This is a genomic window from Paenibacillus glucanolyticus, from assembly GCF_037333485.1.
GTDB lineage: Bacteria > Bacillota > Bacilli > Paenibacillales > Paenibacillaceae > Paenibacillus_AQ > Paenibacillus_AQ glucanolyticus.
Window position 1 is genome coordinate 5,482,562 of record NZ_CP147845.1, and the last position, 16,428, is coordinate 5,498,989.

The 16,428-nt window shown below is 42.9% G+C and carries 18 protein-coding genes; 6 read left to right on the forward strand and 12 right to left on the reverse strand.

From position 1 onward, the window contains the following. The 3 genes from WDY75_RS25655 (at window position 1) to WDY75_RS25665 (ending at window position 1,100) form a co-directional block, all read left to right on the forward strand. The gene (locus WDY75_RS25655) at window positions 1–156 is read left to right on the forward strand and encodes a YvrJ family protein (RefSeq protein WP_082834300.1); all 156 of its coding nucleotides are present in this window, start codon (window positions 1–3) and stop codon (window positions 154–156) included. A gap of 4 nt (window positions 157–160) precedes the next feature. Beyond that, complete coding sequence (locus WDY75_RS25660) at window positions 161–358, forward strand: helix-turn-helix domain-containing protein (protein WP_063478672.1); 198 nt, start codon at window positions 161–163, stop codon at window positions 356–358. A gap of 100 nt (window positions 359–458) precedes the next feature. Beyond that, complete coding sequence (locus WDY75_RS25665; protein WP_063478671.1) at window positions 459–1,100, forward strand: glucosaminidase domain-containing protein; 642 nt, start codon at window positions 459–461, stop codon at window positions 1,098–1,100. 55 nt (window positions 1,101–1,155) lie between these two features. Here the strand turns inward: WDY75_RS25665 and WDY75_RS25670 are convergent, their stop codons facing one another. The 3 genes from WDY75_RS25670 to WDY75_RS25680 all read right to left on the reverse strand — a co-directional run bounded on the left by WDY75_RS25670 (window position 1,156) and on the right by WDY75_RS25680 (window position 3,912). Continuing rightward, window positions 1,156–1,863: a hypothetical protein gene (locus WDY75_RS25670; protein WP_063478670.1), complete on the reverse strand. Its 708-nt coding sequence runs from the start codon at window positions 1,861–1,863 to the stop codon at window positions 1,156–1,158. Window positions 1,864–2,819: 956 nt separating this feature from the next. Beyond that, window positions 2,820–3,383, reverse strand: a complete 564-nt coding sequence (locus tag WDY75_RS25675; RefSeq protein WP_063478669.1) for an SMI1/KNR4 family protein — start codon at window positions 3,381–3,383, stop codon at window positions 2,820–2,822. A 52-nt stretch (window positions 3,384–3,435) separates the two neighbouring features. After that, entirely contained in the window at window positions 3,436–3,912 is a 477-nt protein-coding gene (locus WDY75_RS25680) for a hypothetical protein (RefSeq protein ID WP_006208393.1), read from the reverse strand. Between the two features lie 165 nt (window positions 3,913–4,077). Here WDY75_RS25680 and WDY75_RS25685 point away from each other — a divergent pair, with 165 nt between their 5' ends. Beyond that, window positions 4,078–4,326, forward strand: a complete 249-nt coding sequence (locus tag WDY75_RS25685; RefSeq protein ID WP_063478668.1) for a helix-turn-helix domain-containing protein — start codon at window positions 4,078–4,080, stop codon at window positions 4,324–4,326. 600 nt (window positions 4,327–4,926) lie between these two features. On the opposite strand, the gene WDY75_RS25690 is transcribed toward WDY75_RS25685, so the two are convergent. The 8 genes from WDY75_RS25690 to WDY75_RS25725 form a co-directional block, all read right to left on the reverse strand. Further along, entirely contained in the window at window positions 4,927–5,256 is a 330-nt protein-coding gene (locus tag WDY75_RS25690) for a nucleoside triphosphate pyrophosphohydrolase (RefSeq protein ID WP_063478666.1), read from the reverse strand. 379 nt (window positions 5,257–5,635) lie between these two features. Continuing rightward, window positions 5,636–5,833, reverse strand: a complete 198-nt coding sequence (locus WDY75_RS25695; protein WP_006208388.1) for a hypothetical protein — start codon at window positions 5,831–5,833, stop codon at window positions 5,636–5,638. 327 nt (window positions 5,834–6,160) lie between these two features. Next, complete coding sequence (locus WDY75_RS25700; protein WP_063478665.1) at window positions 6,161–7,171, reverse strand: Gfo/Idh/MocA family protein; 1,011 nt, start codon at window positions 7,169–7,171, stop codon at window positions 6,161–6,163. Window positions 7,172–7,270: 99 nt separating this feature from the next. Then, window positions 7,271–9,598, reverse strand: a complete 2,328-nt coding sequence (locus WDY75_RS25705; RefSeq protein ID WP_063478664.1) for an FtsX-like permease family protein — start codon at window positions 9,596–9,598, stop codon at window positions 7,271–7,273. After that, window positions 9,598–10,302, reverse strand: a complete 705-nt coding sequence (locus WDY75_RS25710; protein WP_006208385.1) for an ABC transporter ATP-binding protein — start codon at window positions 10,300–10,302, stop codon at window positions 9,598–9,600. The genes WDY75_RS25705 and WDY75_RS25710 overlap by 1 nt, the downstream gene beginning before the upstream one ends. Before the next feature lie 335 nt (window positions 10,303–10,637). Further along, window positions 10,638–11,033, reverse strand: a complete 396-nt coding sequence (locus WDY75_RS25715; RefSeq protein WP_063478663.1) for a hypothetical protein — start codon at window positions 11,031–11,033, stop codon at window positions 10,638–10,640. A gap of 84 nt (window positions 11,034–11,117) precedes the next feature. Next, window positions 11,118–12,296, reverse strand: coding sequence for a DUF4317 domain-containing protein (locus WDY75_RS25720; protein WP_063478662.1), 1,179 nt, complete (start codon window positions 12,294–12,296; stop codon window positions 11,118–11,120). Window positions 12,297–12,616: 320 nt separating this feature from the next. Further along, window positions 12,617–13,777, reverse strand: a complete 1,161-nt coding sequence (locus WDY75_RS25725) for a cobalamin-independent methionine synthase II family protein (RefSeq protein ID WP_063478660.1) — start codon at window positions 13,775–13,777, stop codon at window positions 12,617–12,619. A 439-nt stretch (window positions 13,778–14,216) separates the two neighbouring features. On the opposite strand from WDY75_RS25725, the gene WDY75_RS25730 reads away from it, so the two are divergent. Next, window positions 14,217–14,366, forward strand: coding sequence for a hypothetical protein (locus WDY75_RS25730; RefSeq protein WP_172963989.1), 150 nt, complete (start codon window positions 14,217–14,219; stop codon window positions 14,364–14,366). Window positions 14,367–14,848: 482 nt separating this feature from the next. Beyond that, a complete protein-coding gene (locus WDY75_RS25735; protein WP_063478659.1) occupies window positions 14,849–15,136 on the forward strand; it encodes a hypothetical protein in 288 nt (95 codons plus the stop codon). Between the two features lie 405 nt (window positions 15,137–15,541). On the opposite strand, the gene WDY75_RS25740 is transcribed toward WDY75_RS25735, so the two are convergent. Continuing rightward, window positions 15,542–16,114: a hypothetical protein gene (locus WDY75_RS25740; protein WP_063478658.1), complete on the reverse strand. Its 573-nt coding sequence runs from the start codon at window positions 16,112–16,114 to the stop codon at window positions 15,542–15,544. Between the last annotated feature and the right edge of the window lie 314 nt (window positions 16,115–16,428).

Consider the following 16,428-nt stretch of genomic DNA (forward strand, 5'->3'; position numbering starts at 1 on the left):
ATGTCGGAGGTTGACTTCACTGCTTATATAGCTAATTTAGGTTTTCCCATTGCAATTACTTCGTATCTACTTATTCGTTTTGAAAAAAAAATATCTGATTTAAGCGAGGCTATTGATGGATTGAAGAATGAAATACAAAAAAACGTAAAGAAGTGATTTTATGATGATTGAATTGTTAGTACAAGCTCAGGAAAATCGCGATCAGAATGCAACATTACAAATTTTAGAATCCTTTATACCTAAAATAAAAGCCTCTTTGTTACAAGTCCCAGCCAATCATCGAGAAGATTTAAAACAAGAACTCTATGTAAAAATGATCGAGGTTATACAAACTTTTGATATTAGTGAATTGAAATAAAATACGAGAGCGGTTGTAAAATCAGATATTCACTTCTCTTTATATAGTAGAACGCCAGCAATAAAGCGTTCAATAAAAAATCTCAAGGAGGTCATGTAAAATGGCTTGTGCAGCAAACATTAGTAATACTGTCAATGGAGCGATCACTTACAATGGAACACGTTACGATATTCTAGCTTTAGCTGAATGGGTATCTTATCAAAGTTGGAGAAAAAGCGGTGGACTTAACGGAATGCCAGTTGCAATGATCATAACGCAATGGGGGTTTGAGCATGGATGGGGAGCAACTGGACTCGCAGATATTCAAGCGACACTTAATTTCGCCTTCCAACGTTCAGCTTGTGGATACAGTGGAACTTATGATAATTCCAGACCATCCGGACGTAATTTGATTTTTTCAACTCTTCGGGACGGCATTTCCGCTTACGCCAAACTGATGATAGAAGGTTACATCCATGTTCGCTATGCTTACTCTAGAGCTGGAGGTAACGCACCTGGCATTCGTGCTGCCGTAAAAGCTTTACAAGATGGTTATGATCCGAACTACACTGGACCAGCCTCTGGTTTCTGTCATTCTCAAGTATTTGCACTTAACAGCTATGCAACAAGGCGAATTTGGGCAGAGCATCCTTACCCTGGCATGGATACAACAATCACTAACAGCAATAATACATGTCTCAATAGTTTAATGTACATCCAAAAAACAGATCCTAATGTATACGGACTGCCGAATTTGTATTAATTATTCTATTAAAAATGCACTATCAAGGTGATAAGTGCATTTTCTTCCAATTAATCTATTCTGATACGAACTGCTTCTTGGATATATCTAATGAGTAGACTATTTTTTCAATAGCTTGTTCAGCGTTCTCTTCTTCAGTATTTCTAGTAGATACAACCAACATGCCATCTTCATTCTTTGGGAAGGTATCAATTGCATAATTAACAGTTTCTCGTTCGTTATTTCCTGTTTTAAATGTTAATGAAAAAACTTTCCCATTTTCTTTATCTATACCAAATGCATAAGAATTATATCCTCTAGAAGCAGTATATTCTGGAGTAAGAAGATAAATATCAACTTTATCAAAACTGATTTTCTCAAAAGAAAGGGGTTTATCGGTTTTCTGTACAAATATGAAATCATTTAATTCCTTAATCACTTTTTCGGAACCATCATTTTTGAGTACTACATCATAATCTCCTCTAAAAGTGAAGTCGCCTTCTGCTCCAAAGACGCTTGGCACCTCAATGTGACCAATTTCCTCTTTGCCCCTAGATACAACCAGAAGTTCCCCATGCTCAGTATTCACTTGAGCTCGGACAGTGTGGTTCTCCGTAATGGAATCCAGTTTAATACTGTATCCATTATCGGGAAATTGAGACTTTAATTCATTATTATTCCCTTGGTTCTGAGTATTCGGATTCGAAGTGTCTTGAGATACTGAAGGCTGCTCATTTCCACAAGCAATTAGCAAGGTACCACACAAAATAACGGCATTTAACATCAAGATAGGCTTCTTAATAATTTTAATTCCCTTCTTTCAATTCATTGTTGAATTTAATATAGATTAGTATACATGATAAATAAACCAAAAAGTTGATATTATGTCATTTTATATTTAAAAAATAGTAACAAATGGAATTACTTAATCTAATTGGGGTGATAAAAGTGGTTTGTCGAGATCAATTGCTCAAAAGTATCCAAGCTGTGCATGTAGCAGTCAGAGCATATTCTAAATGTATATCTAGCGATGAAACAAATGAAATGGATAAGCAAGAACAGGAAGTGTTCCAACGGTTCGGTTTAGAATTATCTACACAACTAGCCACACTCCGTAGGATGTACATTGATAAATTCAACATCGATCCTATCACCGGAAGACCACAGGAAGTATTAATGCCTTGTAGTTGTTGTCAAGTCGAATAAAACTTCATAAATTTTCGCTCTATTTAATAAGTGACTAAATTCAAAAACCGGGAGCAATTCCAATTTTTGTTAAAGTCGATAAAAGACGGATTGGCACATTTAAAATGTTATTAATATTATATGGAGCCATGGGTCAATATGTGTTAGTGTAAAAAGGAAGCCGATCAATATGATCGGCTTCCTTTTTCTATTGCCTAAATGGCGAATAGCATTAGTTCATTCATTCCAGTTTCATTGATGATTTCTACTGTTTCCATATGACGAGTGTTTTTGACTCAAATGGAGTTCCCCTCAAATATCAGACTTAAAACATTTACTTTTTATTTTCAAGTAACATATCTAGTCGTTTAATTACTTCTTTGAAGTATAAATTTTGGATACGTATGTTTCTATCAATGCCTATTAAGTAAGCAATAATAATAACTGCAAGTATTATAATTAAAATGTCCATAGTTTCTCTAATTCTCCGTCATTTAGTAAATCATAAATCGACAATCTTTTTTCTCACAATAAATATAAATGAACTCCCCGCACTTAATCACTTAATATTTCCAATCTATCATCCAACGTCGAATAAAACGTATTGAATACCGGAACAGCTTGTTCATCCTCGTTGTCATGATCCCAAAAGATCGTCAACCAATCTTCGAAGCTGGATAATGTCTTCACAATGGCTTTTGAGCTTTGACTAATAAACCCTAATCTGTATTCGTTATTAGGGGTTCCATCCTCACATATGAATACCCAGTGATCATTGGAGTTAGCAACGGCATCAAACATAGTAAGAGAAATAAGACGATGGGAGGCAATAAATTCATCTGTCTCTCGAATGTGTACTTTATCGGGAAGATCCGGAAGAATCACTTTACTCTTACTTACTGTTCCACAAGGGGATTTCTCGCTAACCCCGCCGATAGGTTCACAATCCAGTAAAAATATCCCATTAGAGAATTCGCTTACAAAAGTACAGAACGATTGTGGCAGCTTCATCCCTAATCTATCCTCGAATTCGCTAATATCCTGATGATCTGCAACCTCATATCTATCCACTTCAGGATACCTTTTTTGAAAGCGATTCGCAAACTCTCTAACGTCCATCGCAATCACCCCTCTTATATTTAATTACTCGAGAAGTAGATAATAACTAGCTTTATTTTTCAAAAACAGAGTGATATGTTTTATAGTGCAATTCCAGCTGGCTGGCGATTTGAAGAAGGAGCGCATCCGCTCTCTTGATCAGGTTCATTAAATATGTAGGTTGTATTTTGCTGATGAGGGAGCTCTCATGTGATAAATAGGATATGGTCTGTATAAATATCAACGATTCTACGTTTAGCCCTGAATGCTTAGAAAACATCCGCAGTATGTCGTCTAACACAATATTGGATGTTGGTCGCCTTCTCTCCTTCTTTATATATAATGCATTGAGCATGGATTCTAGTGCCCTGTTGCATAACAATAAACTGACATGAAGCAAGTTTTTGTCCAGGAAGTGCAGGGATAAGTTCATATATTCTTGAGAGGAAATAGTACAAAGAATCATCGTATCGTGGTAAGAGTAATCGGCTTCCTTCTGGAATGGTGGATTCGCATTTGGGTCGGTCTCACTTGCTACCATCGATTTCATGAATTCCTTCGCTCCCTTTTAACTAAGAAGGTAATCTAGTCATCCAATTTAGTATTTTTCAGTATCTGTACTATACCATTGTAAACATTTTGTAGGCAATAGCCTACGGAAATTCCCTTATAGAACCACATAAGATGAATTTAACTATCAATAAGGGGTTATAACGTGACTAATCATTGTAATAAATCGATAGAGTTACTTGCCTTCGGCAGGGCTCTTCGAAAGACTCGCAAAGAAAAAGAGCTCACCCAAGATCAGTTAAGCCTCTATTCCCGTGTGGACCGGTCTTACATTAGTGAACTTGAGAATGGGGAAAAAGCGCCTACCCTGCTCACGATTGCGGCATTAGCAAGGGCGCTTCATGTTAAAGCATCGCTACTGATTGAGGGGTATGAGAGGGAATTAGAGAAATAAAATGTTAGTTTCCAGTTTAAGATTCAAGGATCTTCTGAATTTCCTTCATCAGATACGTGTAGGACATCGCCGCAGCACAGAACCAGATCGGATTGACGATCCTGAGTTGATTTAAGAAGAAGCTCGCCAGTTTCCTGCATACGTTACTCGACGTCTGTATGATTGGCCTTGGCACCACCTGCAATCTTTTTTACATTTGCAAAATAGACTTTCCGAAGGAACTCGTCCGCTTCTTCCTTCACGTCTTCATAACGCTGCTCAACTTCACCATATTCCGTGAAACCATGCAGGATTCCGTACGTCCAACGAAAGGAGTACTGGCCAGGTACTCCTTTCTTTTAATTATCCCTTCTCTCTTACAAACTACTGCAGGTCCAGCTGCATGATGGAATTCGCCCACCACAATAAGATCAAATTCGTCCGGTGCGAATGATTCATGATGCTTCTTCATCCCTAACCTGTAGATTGAAGCACACGCAATCCGCGTTCCCTTCTTTTTTGAGACCGTTATAGATACTAAAAGTTCGGCCTTTGCATTCATAGCCAGGTTCAACTCCATCCCCAGCGAGAACCTTTACTTCAGTTCCCCGTTCGATCGCATTAAGCGTTGTCGTCAACATCAATTAAATACACCCGCTCCTGAAACCCGCCTCGAGCTTTCGCCTTCTTCTCCCTCCAATCTTCAAGCTCTTCCCATGTTGCCCCATGCACGACCGCCAACGCCCGGATAACCTCAAGCATATCTGCAAGTTCTTCCAGCGACTCCTTTGGACTTGGAGCAGCAAAGTATTCCTCCGACTCTTCTTTGAGCTTTATGATCAATTCTTTCTTATACTCTTCCTCATCCAAAATCCGTGTGCGAAATTCTTTGCCTGTAGCTTCAATGACTTGGGGAATCAGATCCCGAATTAGCTTATTGTAAACCGGCATAGATTCTCATCCTTTACATGGTTAATTGTATATTCATATTGTATCTTACCTTAGAATTAATGAACTATCTTCGATTTCTATAGAAACTAAAGAGATGCCCCTATGAATGTGAGCCTGCGAGCTCACGGGATGCACCCTCAAATCAACATAGCCTTTATATCACTCAAGATCCATTAGTCGCTCAATAGTCTCCCTTTTTTCCAGGTAAAAGGATTTGACCTTTTTTTACAATAGGCGCTACGTTACTTTCTTTATGATCCTGCTTACAGCCTTACTTTCCCAGACAAAAATCATTTTCTGTTGGTTGCAATAGTAATAAAAAAGGAGTAGACAAATTTGTCTACTCCTTAATACCGACTTTATTAATTTAATGAATATATTACTCTTTTTTTTGATCTAATCGCCGACGAAATACTAAAGCCGAGACAGCGAATATAACGAAAGCTACTGTTGAAGCAGCAGTAACCATCTTCAACACATCTCCTTTTGGGGATTCGAACAATAGAGCGACCGAGATGATTAAAACAGCACCAGTTAAACCCATTCCTAAAATCGAGATCGCCAAAATCTTATTCATCTAGTCACCTCACAGGTAATTGTAACAAGCTACCGCTCCAGCGATACCACCAGCACCAATAACTGCATATGCACCAATACATGCAGCACATATCGGAGCAGTTACTGGTGTCGGTACTGCACACGAACCGCCACACGCAACTGCAATGCTGCACGGCCCTGTTCTCGGTGAACGGTCGTATGCGGGAAACCTCGTCATAAACCTACTCCAAGGTAGCGAAACCCACAAGCTCCCCAACCGCATTGAACAGTCTCACCAGAGAGACGCCAACTAAGATGGTGCTTTTTTTTTGCCCGAACATTCACCCATCAGGTCTTTGCATTTCTCCTACCGCTTGATCCCCATCAATTGAGGCCTTACATCCGTAAAGCCCTCACCCGGCTTACGCAAAGCTTCCAAAACCACCTGCGCATTATACCCGTCATGGAAATCATAGATGATACCGGACTCTCCGTTCAAAATTTGAACAATTTGCTTAAGGATAGGCAGCGGACTGACAACGTCGTCCACAGATACAGGCTGCAGACCGGTATCCTTGCCGCCCTGGTACAGGTTGCGCCAATTCTCCAATGCCAGGGTACCTTCTGCCCCGTGGATCACCAGGGAAACACGCTCCTCCTCTTCCCGTTGGTCGGTTCCCGATAGATGAATCTCAATTTCATCATGTAATCTGAGAACGGCCTGGACACGGCTTTCGGACTGATTGGAGTCCGGCGGAAACTCGATATCGCTCTTCACATGCGTAATCGGCCCGAACAATTGCTGGATCATCTGGATCCAGTGAATGCCAACCTCCAGCAAATATCCGCCCTGCTGTCTTGATGTGATCCATGGATTCTGCTGCCAGGCCCTCGGCCACTGCGGAAACTCCAGGAATAGGTCCATTCTGTGGATCGGGCCGATCGCCTGCTCCTCAAGTAATCCCTGCAGCTTCAGTACGGCCGGGTCAAGCGGAAGCGAGAAATGCACCGCATGGAGCCTATTTGCCTTCTCGGCCAGCTCCACCAGACTCCGGGCTTCAGTCAAGCTGTTAGCCAGCGGCTTCTCACAGAAGACGTGGATGCCCTTGTCGAATGCGATCCGGGCCACGTCATAATGCAGTGACGGCGGAACCGCGATATACACGAGATCCATGGACACCTCGTCCAGCAGCTGACGATAGTCGGTGTACAGCCGTGGACGAATCCCTGCTTCTGCGACTTCCCGCTCCAGACTGGATGCATCACTGTCGCAAATCGCGACCAACTCGATCTTATCCGCATATTGCGGCAGTAAGCGGTGAATCATATGCCGACCCATGTGTCCCAAGCCGATGACGGCCATTTTTAGTTTGCTCATCCTGTTCTCCTATTCCATTCACGATAAAATTTTGTCATTGAATGCCACGCCCTTATTATAGATCAAGGTCCAACTGCGCGTACACTCAGATATTACCATTCACTCCACACCCTTCAACGACTCAATCATATGAATCCGCGTTACTTTTTTCCGAAGCATGAGGTTGGAGATAAGGGTCAGGATGAACGCCAATACAACAGATGCCAGGATGATAACAAGGTTTAATTGATCCGGGATTTGCTGATGGGTACTCGAAAGCGCCCTGATGATGATGGAATAGACATAACCGCTGATCGGCAGGGCAACAATGACCGCAAAAGCGGTTAATAACATATTTTCAGAGAAGATCAGCCGGTTGATTCTGCGTTTGGGATAGCCTAATACCTTCAGGGTGGCAAGCTCGCGATTCCTTTCGTATATGTTGATGGAAGAGATCGTGTAGATGGCACCGAAGGACAGAATGACCGCACAGATGATAAACATGATGAAGATAAAGCTGTTTTGCTTCAGCATATATTGCGCTGATTTCTTGAGATCATCCTTGTCTGCAATGGCATCCACCTTCGGGTCTTGTTCAAAAAAGCCGCGAATGCTCGCCAGATCTGCAGCGCTCTCGACGCTCACTAACCGTGAGGAAGGAGCGTAATCGATCCCCAAGCTCTTCATGTAGCCCGGTGTGCTGTAGAATGACGGATTCGAATACTGTGTGGATATGTCCAGAACCTTCATATCGACGCTGGTTTGATTAAGCTCCGGTGCTGTAAATTGAATCCGGATCATATCCCCTTCGGAAATACGATACTGATCCGCGTAAGATTTAGGTACCAGCACCCCATGATCTGCCAACGATAGCCGATTCCCTTTTTCGTCATAAAAGTGGATCAGCTCATTCTCTTGCTCCGTAACCACAAGCGTAGCCTGTTCTTTGTTCTCCCCTTGGATGAATTCCACAGGATAGGTGGACAATTCGTAACTGTCTGCAATGCCAGGGGGCAGTGTTACCGTATCCGGGAACGATCCCGTGTAATAATCGACTCGTAAGTCATACGTATTTACCTCCTCAATTTGGCCGGCTACCTGGAGCAGGGCCGTCTGCGTGCCAAAAGCCGTGATCAACAAAACGGTACTGACCACAACACCAACCGAGCTTGCGAGTGCTTTTTGTTTATTTAGGAATATATTTCTTAGCATGATCTTGTAGCTGTATGGCAGCCGGCGCCACATCCCGGGAACTTTCTCGATGAGCAGCTTCTTCATCTTCTTGGGCGGTTTCGGACGCATCGCCTGAGCAGCACGTTCTTGTAATATCGCTCTGCCGCTTAAATAACAGGACAGCATGCCAAAAGCGCTGGAGCATATCATCGGAGGAAGGAGTGTAAAAAACGAAAGGGTGAACGTCAGGTCAGGCAGGGAGTAGGATCTTCCAATCGACGTTGTAATGAGCGGAATGAACAGGGCGGCGGCGATGGCGTAACCCAGAATGGAGCCGATAACACCTGCCAGCACAGGGTAGCCCATGTAATGAAGCAGGATGCTTCTATTTTTCACCCCTAATCCCTTCATAATGCCCACTTGATTGCGCTGGGAATCGATCATCCTTGACATGATCAGAAACAGGATCACCGCTTCAATCAAGAAGAGAACGATCGGGATCACCCGGCTCATCAGTTTATTGTTATGAATCGTTTGATGGATTTGGGAATAATTGAAGGTCCGTTCTTTGCTCATCTGGCTTACATAAGGGAGTGAATCGGAATTGGCTTCAATGGCCTGCCCTATCTTGTCAATGTCGTAACCATCCTTGGCATCAATCAGGATCTCATTGTAAAAAAAGCTGCCTGCGATTTCAGATATGGTCTCCTCGGGGATATAGGCTGCTCCATAAGCTTGATGATCCTGGGTTTCGTTCTTTTTGGCATGCTCCACATTCTCATTCAGGCCGCTAATCGTGAACGTCATATCCTTGTCATTCACACGGAGGCTGAGGGGATCACCGACACGGTAATGATGCGCCTCGGCATAATGGGAGTCCAATAGAATCTCATTCGGCTTGGTTGGCATCCTGCCCTCAATCATCTTGGGCGTGTTAATTTCATTAGATGCAGGGATCGAATGCAGTGTTAGTGCAGCTTTAGCATCTTCAAAGGACTGTGTGGCATGAACGGTGTAACGCCCTTCGATATGATGAATGCCCTCCATACTGTGTAGACCAGCGGCGTCCTCCGCAGAGATTTGACTGTAAAATACGTTCAGATCGCTTAAATTATGCTCTTGAAAATACCCCTTCGTATAGGCGCTAAGATTGTCACTTAAGGTGACCAGCCCCGTGTAGAAAAAGGCGCCCACCGCGATAACCAATACAACGGCTATGAATTGTCCCATCGATTGTTTCATATCCCTTAATAATTTCAACGATAAAATCTTCATCACCACTCGATCCCTTCAACGCTTTGTTTGTGATCATTAATCGTGATGCTCTCGATCCTTCCGCTCTTGACGCGGATCACTTTATCCGCCATCGGCGCTATGGCCGAATTATGGGTGACCAGAACGACGCAGGTCTTCGTTTCCTTGTTCAAATCCTGAAGGAGCTTTAAGACTGACTTCCCTGTCACGTAATCCAAAGCACCGGTGGGTTCGTCGCAGAGCAGAAGTGCGGGATTCTTGGCAACCGCTCTCGCGATCGCAACTCGTTGCTGTTCGCCGCCAGAGAGCTGGGAAGGGAAGTTCTTCATGCGATTCGCTAGTCCAACCTTATGTAAAATATCACGGGCGTCCAGATGGTCCTTACATACCTCTGTCGCAAATTCAACGTTCTCCAGCGCATTCAAATTCGGGATGAGGTTATAGAATTGAAATACGAAGCCAACCTGCTCCCCGCGGTATTCGGTTAATTTCTTCTCGCTCCATCCCGTAATCTCTTGATCCCCAACAAACACATGTCCTGAGCTGGCGGTATCCATCCCGCCGAGAATGTTCAAAATCGTGCTTTTTCCCGCCCCGCTGGCTCCTAAAATAACGACGAATTCCCCCTCTGATATGGAGAAATCAACGCCCGCAAGGGCTTGAATCTTCACTTCGCCGATTTGATATGCCTTGGTTACTTTTTTGAATTCGATTAACGTTGCCACTTCTTACATCTCCTCGTATTAAAAATTTCAGTTGGCCTTGATGCGTCTACTCTCTATGTTACACCCTACGTTACAAGAGACACCCGACAAGCGATGTATTCCATCATCAGCCTCAAGAAGGGTTTTGCTCAACTACTGGCTAAGGGATTTCCCCTCCATTCCTGAGGAAACACGAGCCTCAAGCAAACAAAGAACCCTTCCGAAGAATCCGGAAGGGCCCCTATCTCACATTGTTTCTCCTTCTGCGCTTACAATGGCTGAATCCGAACGGAATTTTCCAAAGGCGAAAAAAAAGACCGCCATCCGACTGAGGGATAGCGGTCTGTTCCATTCTTCTAACTGTTTTCCAAAATATCATTGAAGAGTTGTCCGCCACCATCGACATCAATGATTTTAAGGCGACTCGTGTTCTTGATAAAAATGGTCTTGTATTTCTCCTCACCGTCTGGGTTCGTGAGCAGAAGAATGCGTTCGTTTTTGTTATCGGTTACCGTTCGAAAGGTATAATCTTGCGAATCTATATTCCGAACAATCACGTCATATTCGGGAAGTGCAGACCACGCGCCGTGGTCTAGGCTTTCCTCGGCTGATTCATTGTTTTGCTGCGACGTCTCAGTCTGCGCGGATTGTTCGTTATTGCCTGTGGCATTCCCGTTGTTATCCGCTGGGTTCGATTGGCAAGCCGTCAGCAGCGTTGCGGCCGTAATCACAATCAAAAGCATTTTGTTCATTCGAAGTCATCTCCTGTTGCGTTAGTGCTTTTTATTAGGTTATTTGGTGCGGCACCTGACCTTTGCTGTGCAATGAAATGTGGTTTAACTTAAAAGCGTCTCTGAAGCGAGCGTAAACCCTTCAATCGCGACATCTTCGTCCACTTCAATCATGATGCAGCGTTTACCTTGGTAATTAACCTGTTTGATGTACCTTAAATCCTGCGGACTAACCGAAATCGTAGCTACCTTGGTTTCGATCTTAATGGATTTGGAAGTAAACTTCGGCAGGACGCTGGTTGCCTTCATCTCATAGTTCTTGTTGTCCACGATCGTTTCGAATGCCCGCTCCACCTTCTCGGTTGTCACGTCCTCTACGCCGCTTGCGTTCAGTACGCGCTCCAGATCTTTATAATCCAGCTTCGGAGGTTCTTCCTCCTTTGTCTCTTCGTTAATTTCGATCACCCGGTTGATTTCCTCGTACACCTGGGCAATGGTGGCTGAATCGAGCTGTTCGCCGGCCACTTCCTTGACGATATCTTCGAAGATCGCTCGCTCTTCAAGTGCCGTTACGGATCTTTCCCCATTCAAGACCTGTTCGACAAAATGCGGATCCGGAAAATTCGATTTTCCCGTACAATACAAAATACGATTCACATCGGAATAATTGTCCGTCACGCTAGGGTACAGGAATCCTTGCTCCGGCGTACTTAACTTGATAATCGGATCTACAATGACATTGTACTTGAACTCCCTCTCCACATAATCGAACAGGAGCGTCTTCCGTTGTTTCTCCGTAGAATTCACACTGCATAAAATGAACGGATGAGCAAACACCTCGTTCTTCTCGCTCTCTTCCGCTTCATCGTTTCTCGCCTTGGTCGGCATATAATACTGTCCCCGAACGAACGTGACCACCATATCACGCTCATATTTGGCATCCGCCAGCATTCTCTCGACAAGCATCAGCATCAAGTCCTGCCATTCTTCCGGGTCACCCGATACGAGAGCTTGGTGAAGCAGTACCTGCGCCGGTTCCTCCGCTGCTTCCTGAAACCTCAATTCGAACAATTTTTGATCCAGTTCGCCGGTCAGCAGTTTTTTGAAATTACCCATATATAACTCCTGCTTCTCCCGATCCACCAGCTCGAACGGCAGACGCTCCCAGTGATAGATTTCATTCGTTTCCTTCGTAATATAGACATTGAGAATATCGTAAATATTCAGTAAATCGTGGTCCAGCTTAAATTGCTTGCGTATGTTGGCGACTTCTTTTTTGTTCATATCGGACTCTGCAGCTCCTTAGATATATTCTGGCTTATTTAGTATAAAGTATTGGAACGTAGATTTGTTAGCGATCTTGCGGCTTGTATTGCTGTACCTTAGGCCAATTCTCCTGCGGCCCTGATCCTCTATTGTGGCATATTTGAATACCTGAGTCGAGTACATATCCTTGTGGGAACCCATATCAAAACAACGAAGGCTTCTCCTGTTCGATGCTGCAGATGCTGCAACACGCTGCATATAAAAAAAAGATGACTCCTAGGGTCCATAAGCGGCCCGTTGAGTCATCCCTATTAGATCAAGACGATGTATATCCGGATTTAGTTGTTCCAGTATTGCTTGGCAATCTGTTGACCTTGGTTGATCTTCGCCCATTGCTCGGCTTCGCTGAGCTCGTTACCGCCATCACAGGATGCAAAGCCGCATTGATGCGAGAGCAGCAGGCGGTCCTTATCAATGATTTTGGAGGCTTCATCAAGCAGACGGATGACGCGTGCTTCATCATCAAGCGTATTGGTTTTGGAAGACAGCAAGCCCAGAACAATCTCCGTATCCGGTCTGTCCTTGAAAACCTCTAGTGCTTCAATCGAACCCGCACGATCATCATCCCATTCCAGGAAGAAGCGATCATATTTCAACTGCTTCAGGAACAGGTTGGCGATTTTCGCATAAGATCCACCGCCCATGTTGCGGGAATCATAGTTACCGCGGCAGTTGTGTGTCCACATTTTCAAGCCGAGGCTATGACCGAAGTCAATCACGGTATTATTAATATCAATAAATTCGGTGGCGAGCCCCTGTACTTCCGCTTGATTGATTTGCTCCCCTGTAAACGGAGAGTTCGGGTTGTCGTCTGCAAACAGCTCCCACAAGCAATCATCGAATTGCAGGATTTTGCCGCCTGCCGCAGCGAATTCCTCCACGAATTCCTTATACGCCTTCACAAGGCCCGCTTTAAGCTCCTGTTTGTTCTGATAAACCGCATCCGTGCCGCCAATGTTATCCGACCAGGAAAGTTCACCGTAAATATGGGAAGGAGACGGTACGCAAAGCTTCGTCTGCTGATCGCCTGCCGTATCTTGGAGCTGTTTGAACAGCTTAATGAAGTGATGATTCTTTCCGCTCAGTTTGCCCGTAATGCGCAATCCAATATCTTTGCGTGTTTCATATTTCGAGGTTCCGTCCACATCCCGGAAGAAGTAGCCATGGTCCGCGATATAACGCTCAACTCCGCCAAAGCCCCATACAAAATCCAGGTGCCACATCGATTTGGAGAATTCGCCGTCCGTAATAACCGACAGGTTATGCTCGATTTCCTTGTTCACGACCTGTGTGATCGCCTCTGTCTCGCACTCGGCATACCCTTCAAAATTCTCATAGAACGGATACTGGATATCATCACGATGTTCAATTTGCGTTTTATATTTCAGCAGCTCTTCGGGCCGCAACAAACTTCCTACGATCTGGAACTTATCCGTCATGTACATAACCTCCTCGTTGTATAGCGATATCATATCACGACGAGCAGAGTTAGAAGGCATACCAAAAGATCATAACTAGTTATAGCTAAAAGCTATAGGGAGAATGATGACAGAGATTTCTATGGATACTGAATTCAACTGGATATCGTACAGGGAGACGTTAATGATGCAAAAGAACTGGATACTACACTGTCATACTTGGCGACGCTGATCACTATCTTGGAAAAAGGTAACGAAACTCGTGGGTGAGCAACAAAGTACGTTGGTCCTTCGCCATTTACGCCGACAAGAAGATCAACCGGGATGCCTACAAGGTGCCATAAATCAAGGAAGATTAGCGCGGCACGGGTATTCAGCCGATAACCGGCCAACTGGAGCAGTCGTTTCGATTGCAAACCTGACTGAGTGTTGGTCAATCGGAAGAGACTATCAAAGTGGTATGCCGCTGCTGTACAACGGTGCCGACAGGCAAGACAAGTGTGTCAGTTTAAAAGAGGATAAGTTCAGCTATTACTCCCGTGGCCGTTATGCTTGGAAAATGTCCGATGTGCAGCGCATTTCGGAGACGATTCCTGCGAAAGGGCAGTAAGGGTTCTGGAATTGGGAAGGGAGGCGGCATGACAGAAGAACCTGACAAACCGGCAGACTGATGCTCTGGAATTTATTGACCACGATATGAACACAAATTGACTCTAAAGTGACTCTAAGTTGAGCACCACATGAAAGTTTTCCCGTGATAGGATGTAACCATAGAAAAAGGCGAGAATGACACTCATGGCTGCATGAATGCGGCATATGACCGAAGAGTACCTCTTTTCGCCTTTTTTACTTAGTAAATCAGTATTACAGTCAGAATTAAGGTAGGTTTGAATATATAAGTTGTGGGGAGTTTGGGATTAGCGATAGTTTTTTTAGGCAGGTCAGGAGTGATGCCTTGACAACTCTTGCAGCAGCTTTTAAGTAGTGAGAAGTCCCATCCTGTTGCAGATATAGCTAACGATAATTCTTATCTATGATTTCGACTAAAATATATGGTAGCTTAGAAATATGAATTTAATAGTGGAGGTTTACATGGCGCGTGTTACAGCATTACTAGGAGCGGGTGCAAGTGTAGACATAGGTGGACCACTATCAGTAGACCTCACTTATAGGGTGAGGGCAAGAGTACAGGAAATATATGATCCTAAGACTCAAAATATCAACAGAGTGCCATTTTTTAATGAAGTTCCCACGAAATTGGATAATTATTTTTCACCAGAAAAAGTCATTTTGAGGATATATTTTATGCGCTTGAAAGCCTCTCTTCATTCACACGAGGATGGAGACCAAGGACTATTAAAAAATTCAAACCTCATCTAGGATCTTTGTTGAGTCCTATTAATGAACGTTTTTTCGACGAATTGTTATTATTACATGCTAAAAGAGATTTGCTTTCAGAGGTAGGAGATGCAATAAACGGTTATGATAGTCTTTTTTATAGAAGAGAAAACTATATAGGGTATGAAGTTCTTTAAGAAGAAGCTGGTATAACGGACACAAACTTGACTCAACCTGCAAAATCACCAAAAGACGAACCCAATTACGGGTTCGTCTTTTTTTCTGATATCATTTGCTATGTTCAGACAATAAGTTGATCATGAGCTCTATCAGAGCATATTTCAATGTTTTGTTTTACGAACAACATCATGAGAATTGAGAAAAAAGAAATCAAAGAGAGCTCATGTTTTCCTATTCTAAAGTGGCCTACTCTTTTTGGTTTATCGTTTAATTTTTGAAGTAACTATACAAAATAAATCCTGAGTACTTTAAATCAAATCCATTTTTTATTGAATGATAGTTCTCAACTGGTACTCCAAATGAAAATCCTGAATTCTCTTCAAATGCAATCTGCCCCAGTGGTATGATTTCTTTTTTGCTGGTCGTAATTTCAAAAAGGTTATTTGGAGCATAAGCATGTGATGTTCCATCTGCATTGAATACATTATTAGACAGAAAGACGCTATCGTCTTTATTGATCTTAGTTGATGTTTTAAAAGTGAAATATATATCATTTTCTCTATATTGAACATTCTCCAATATTATTTTCGTGTTATTTTTTTCTAAAATGGTTACTTCTACTTTTTTCGTGTTTTCAGTTTTATTTGCGATCCACTCTGGTTTAATATGAACATTTATTGAGACTGGTTTCTGAATTTCTTGAATTTCATATCCATTATTTTTTAACCTATTTTCAAAACCTTTAATTTGGTCTTTTTTTGAAAACTGCACTACAACTAAGATGATTATGAAGATCAGAATAAGCATGACTGATAAACCTAGAAGTGTTTTTTTACGCATAACTTCCCCCTGCAATTTAAATAAGTCAACAGAGATGCATAAAGCAGCTCTGTTGACTATAATACTCTAAAATAAAATTATTAAAAAGTTTTATCAGCATTACTATATGCTGGGAAACGGTTAGATTTGCTTGAGAAGTTTATTGTCACTCCATAGGTAGATCCTGTACCGCCAAACGATACACTTGAGATTCCAGTCGTATTCCAAGTATGTCCATAAAAGCTTCGTGCATACCCGTGGTAATTGGTGAACGTGATTGAATATGTGGCTGAGGCTGCGAACCCTCTACCTAAATATGTAAAGGTACTTGGATT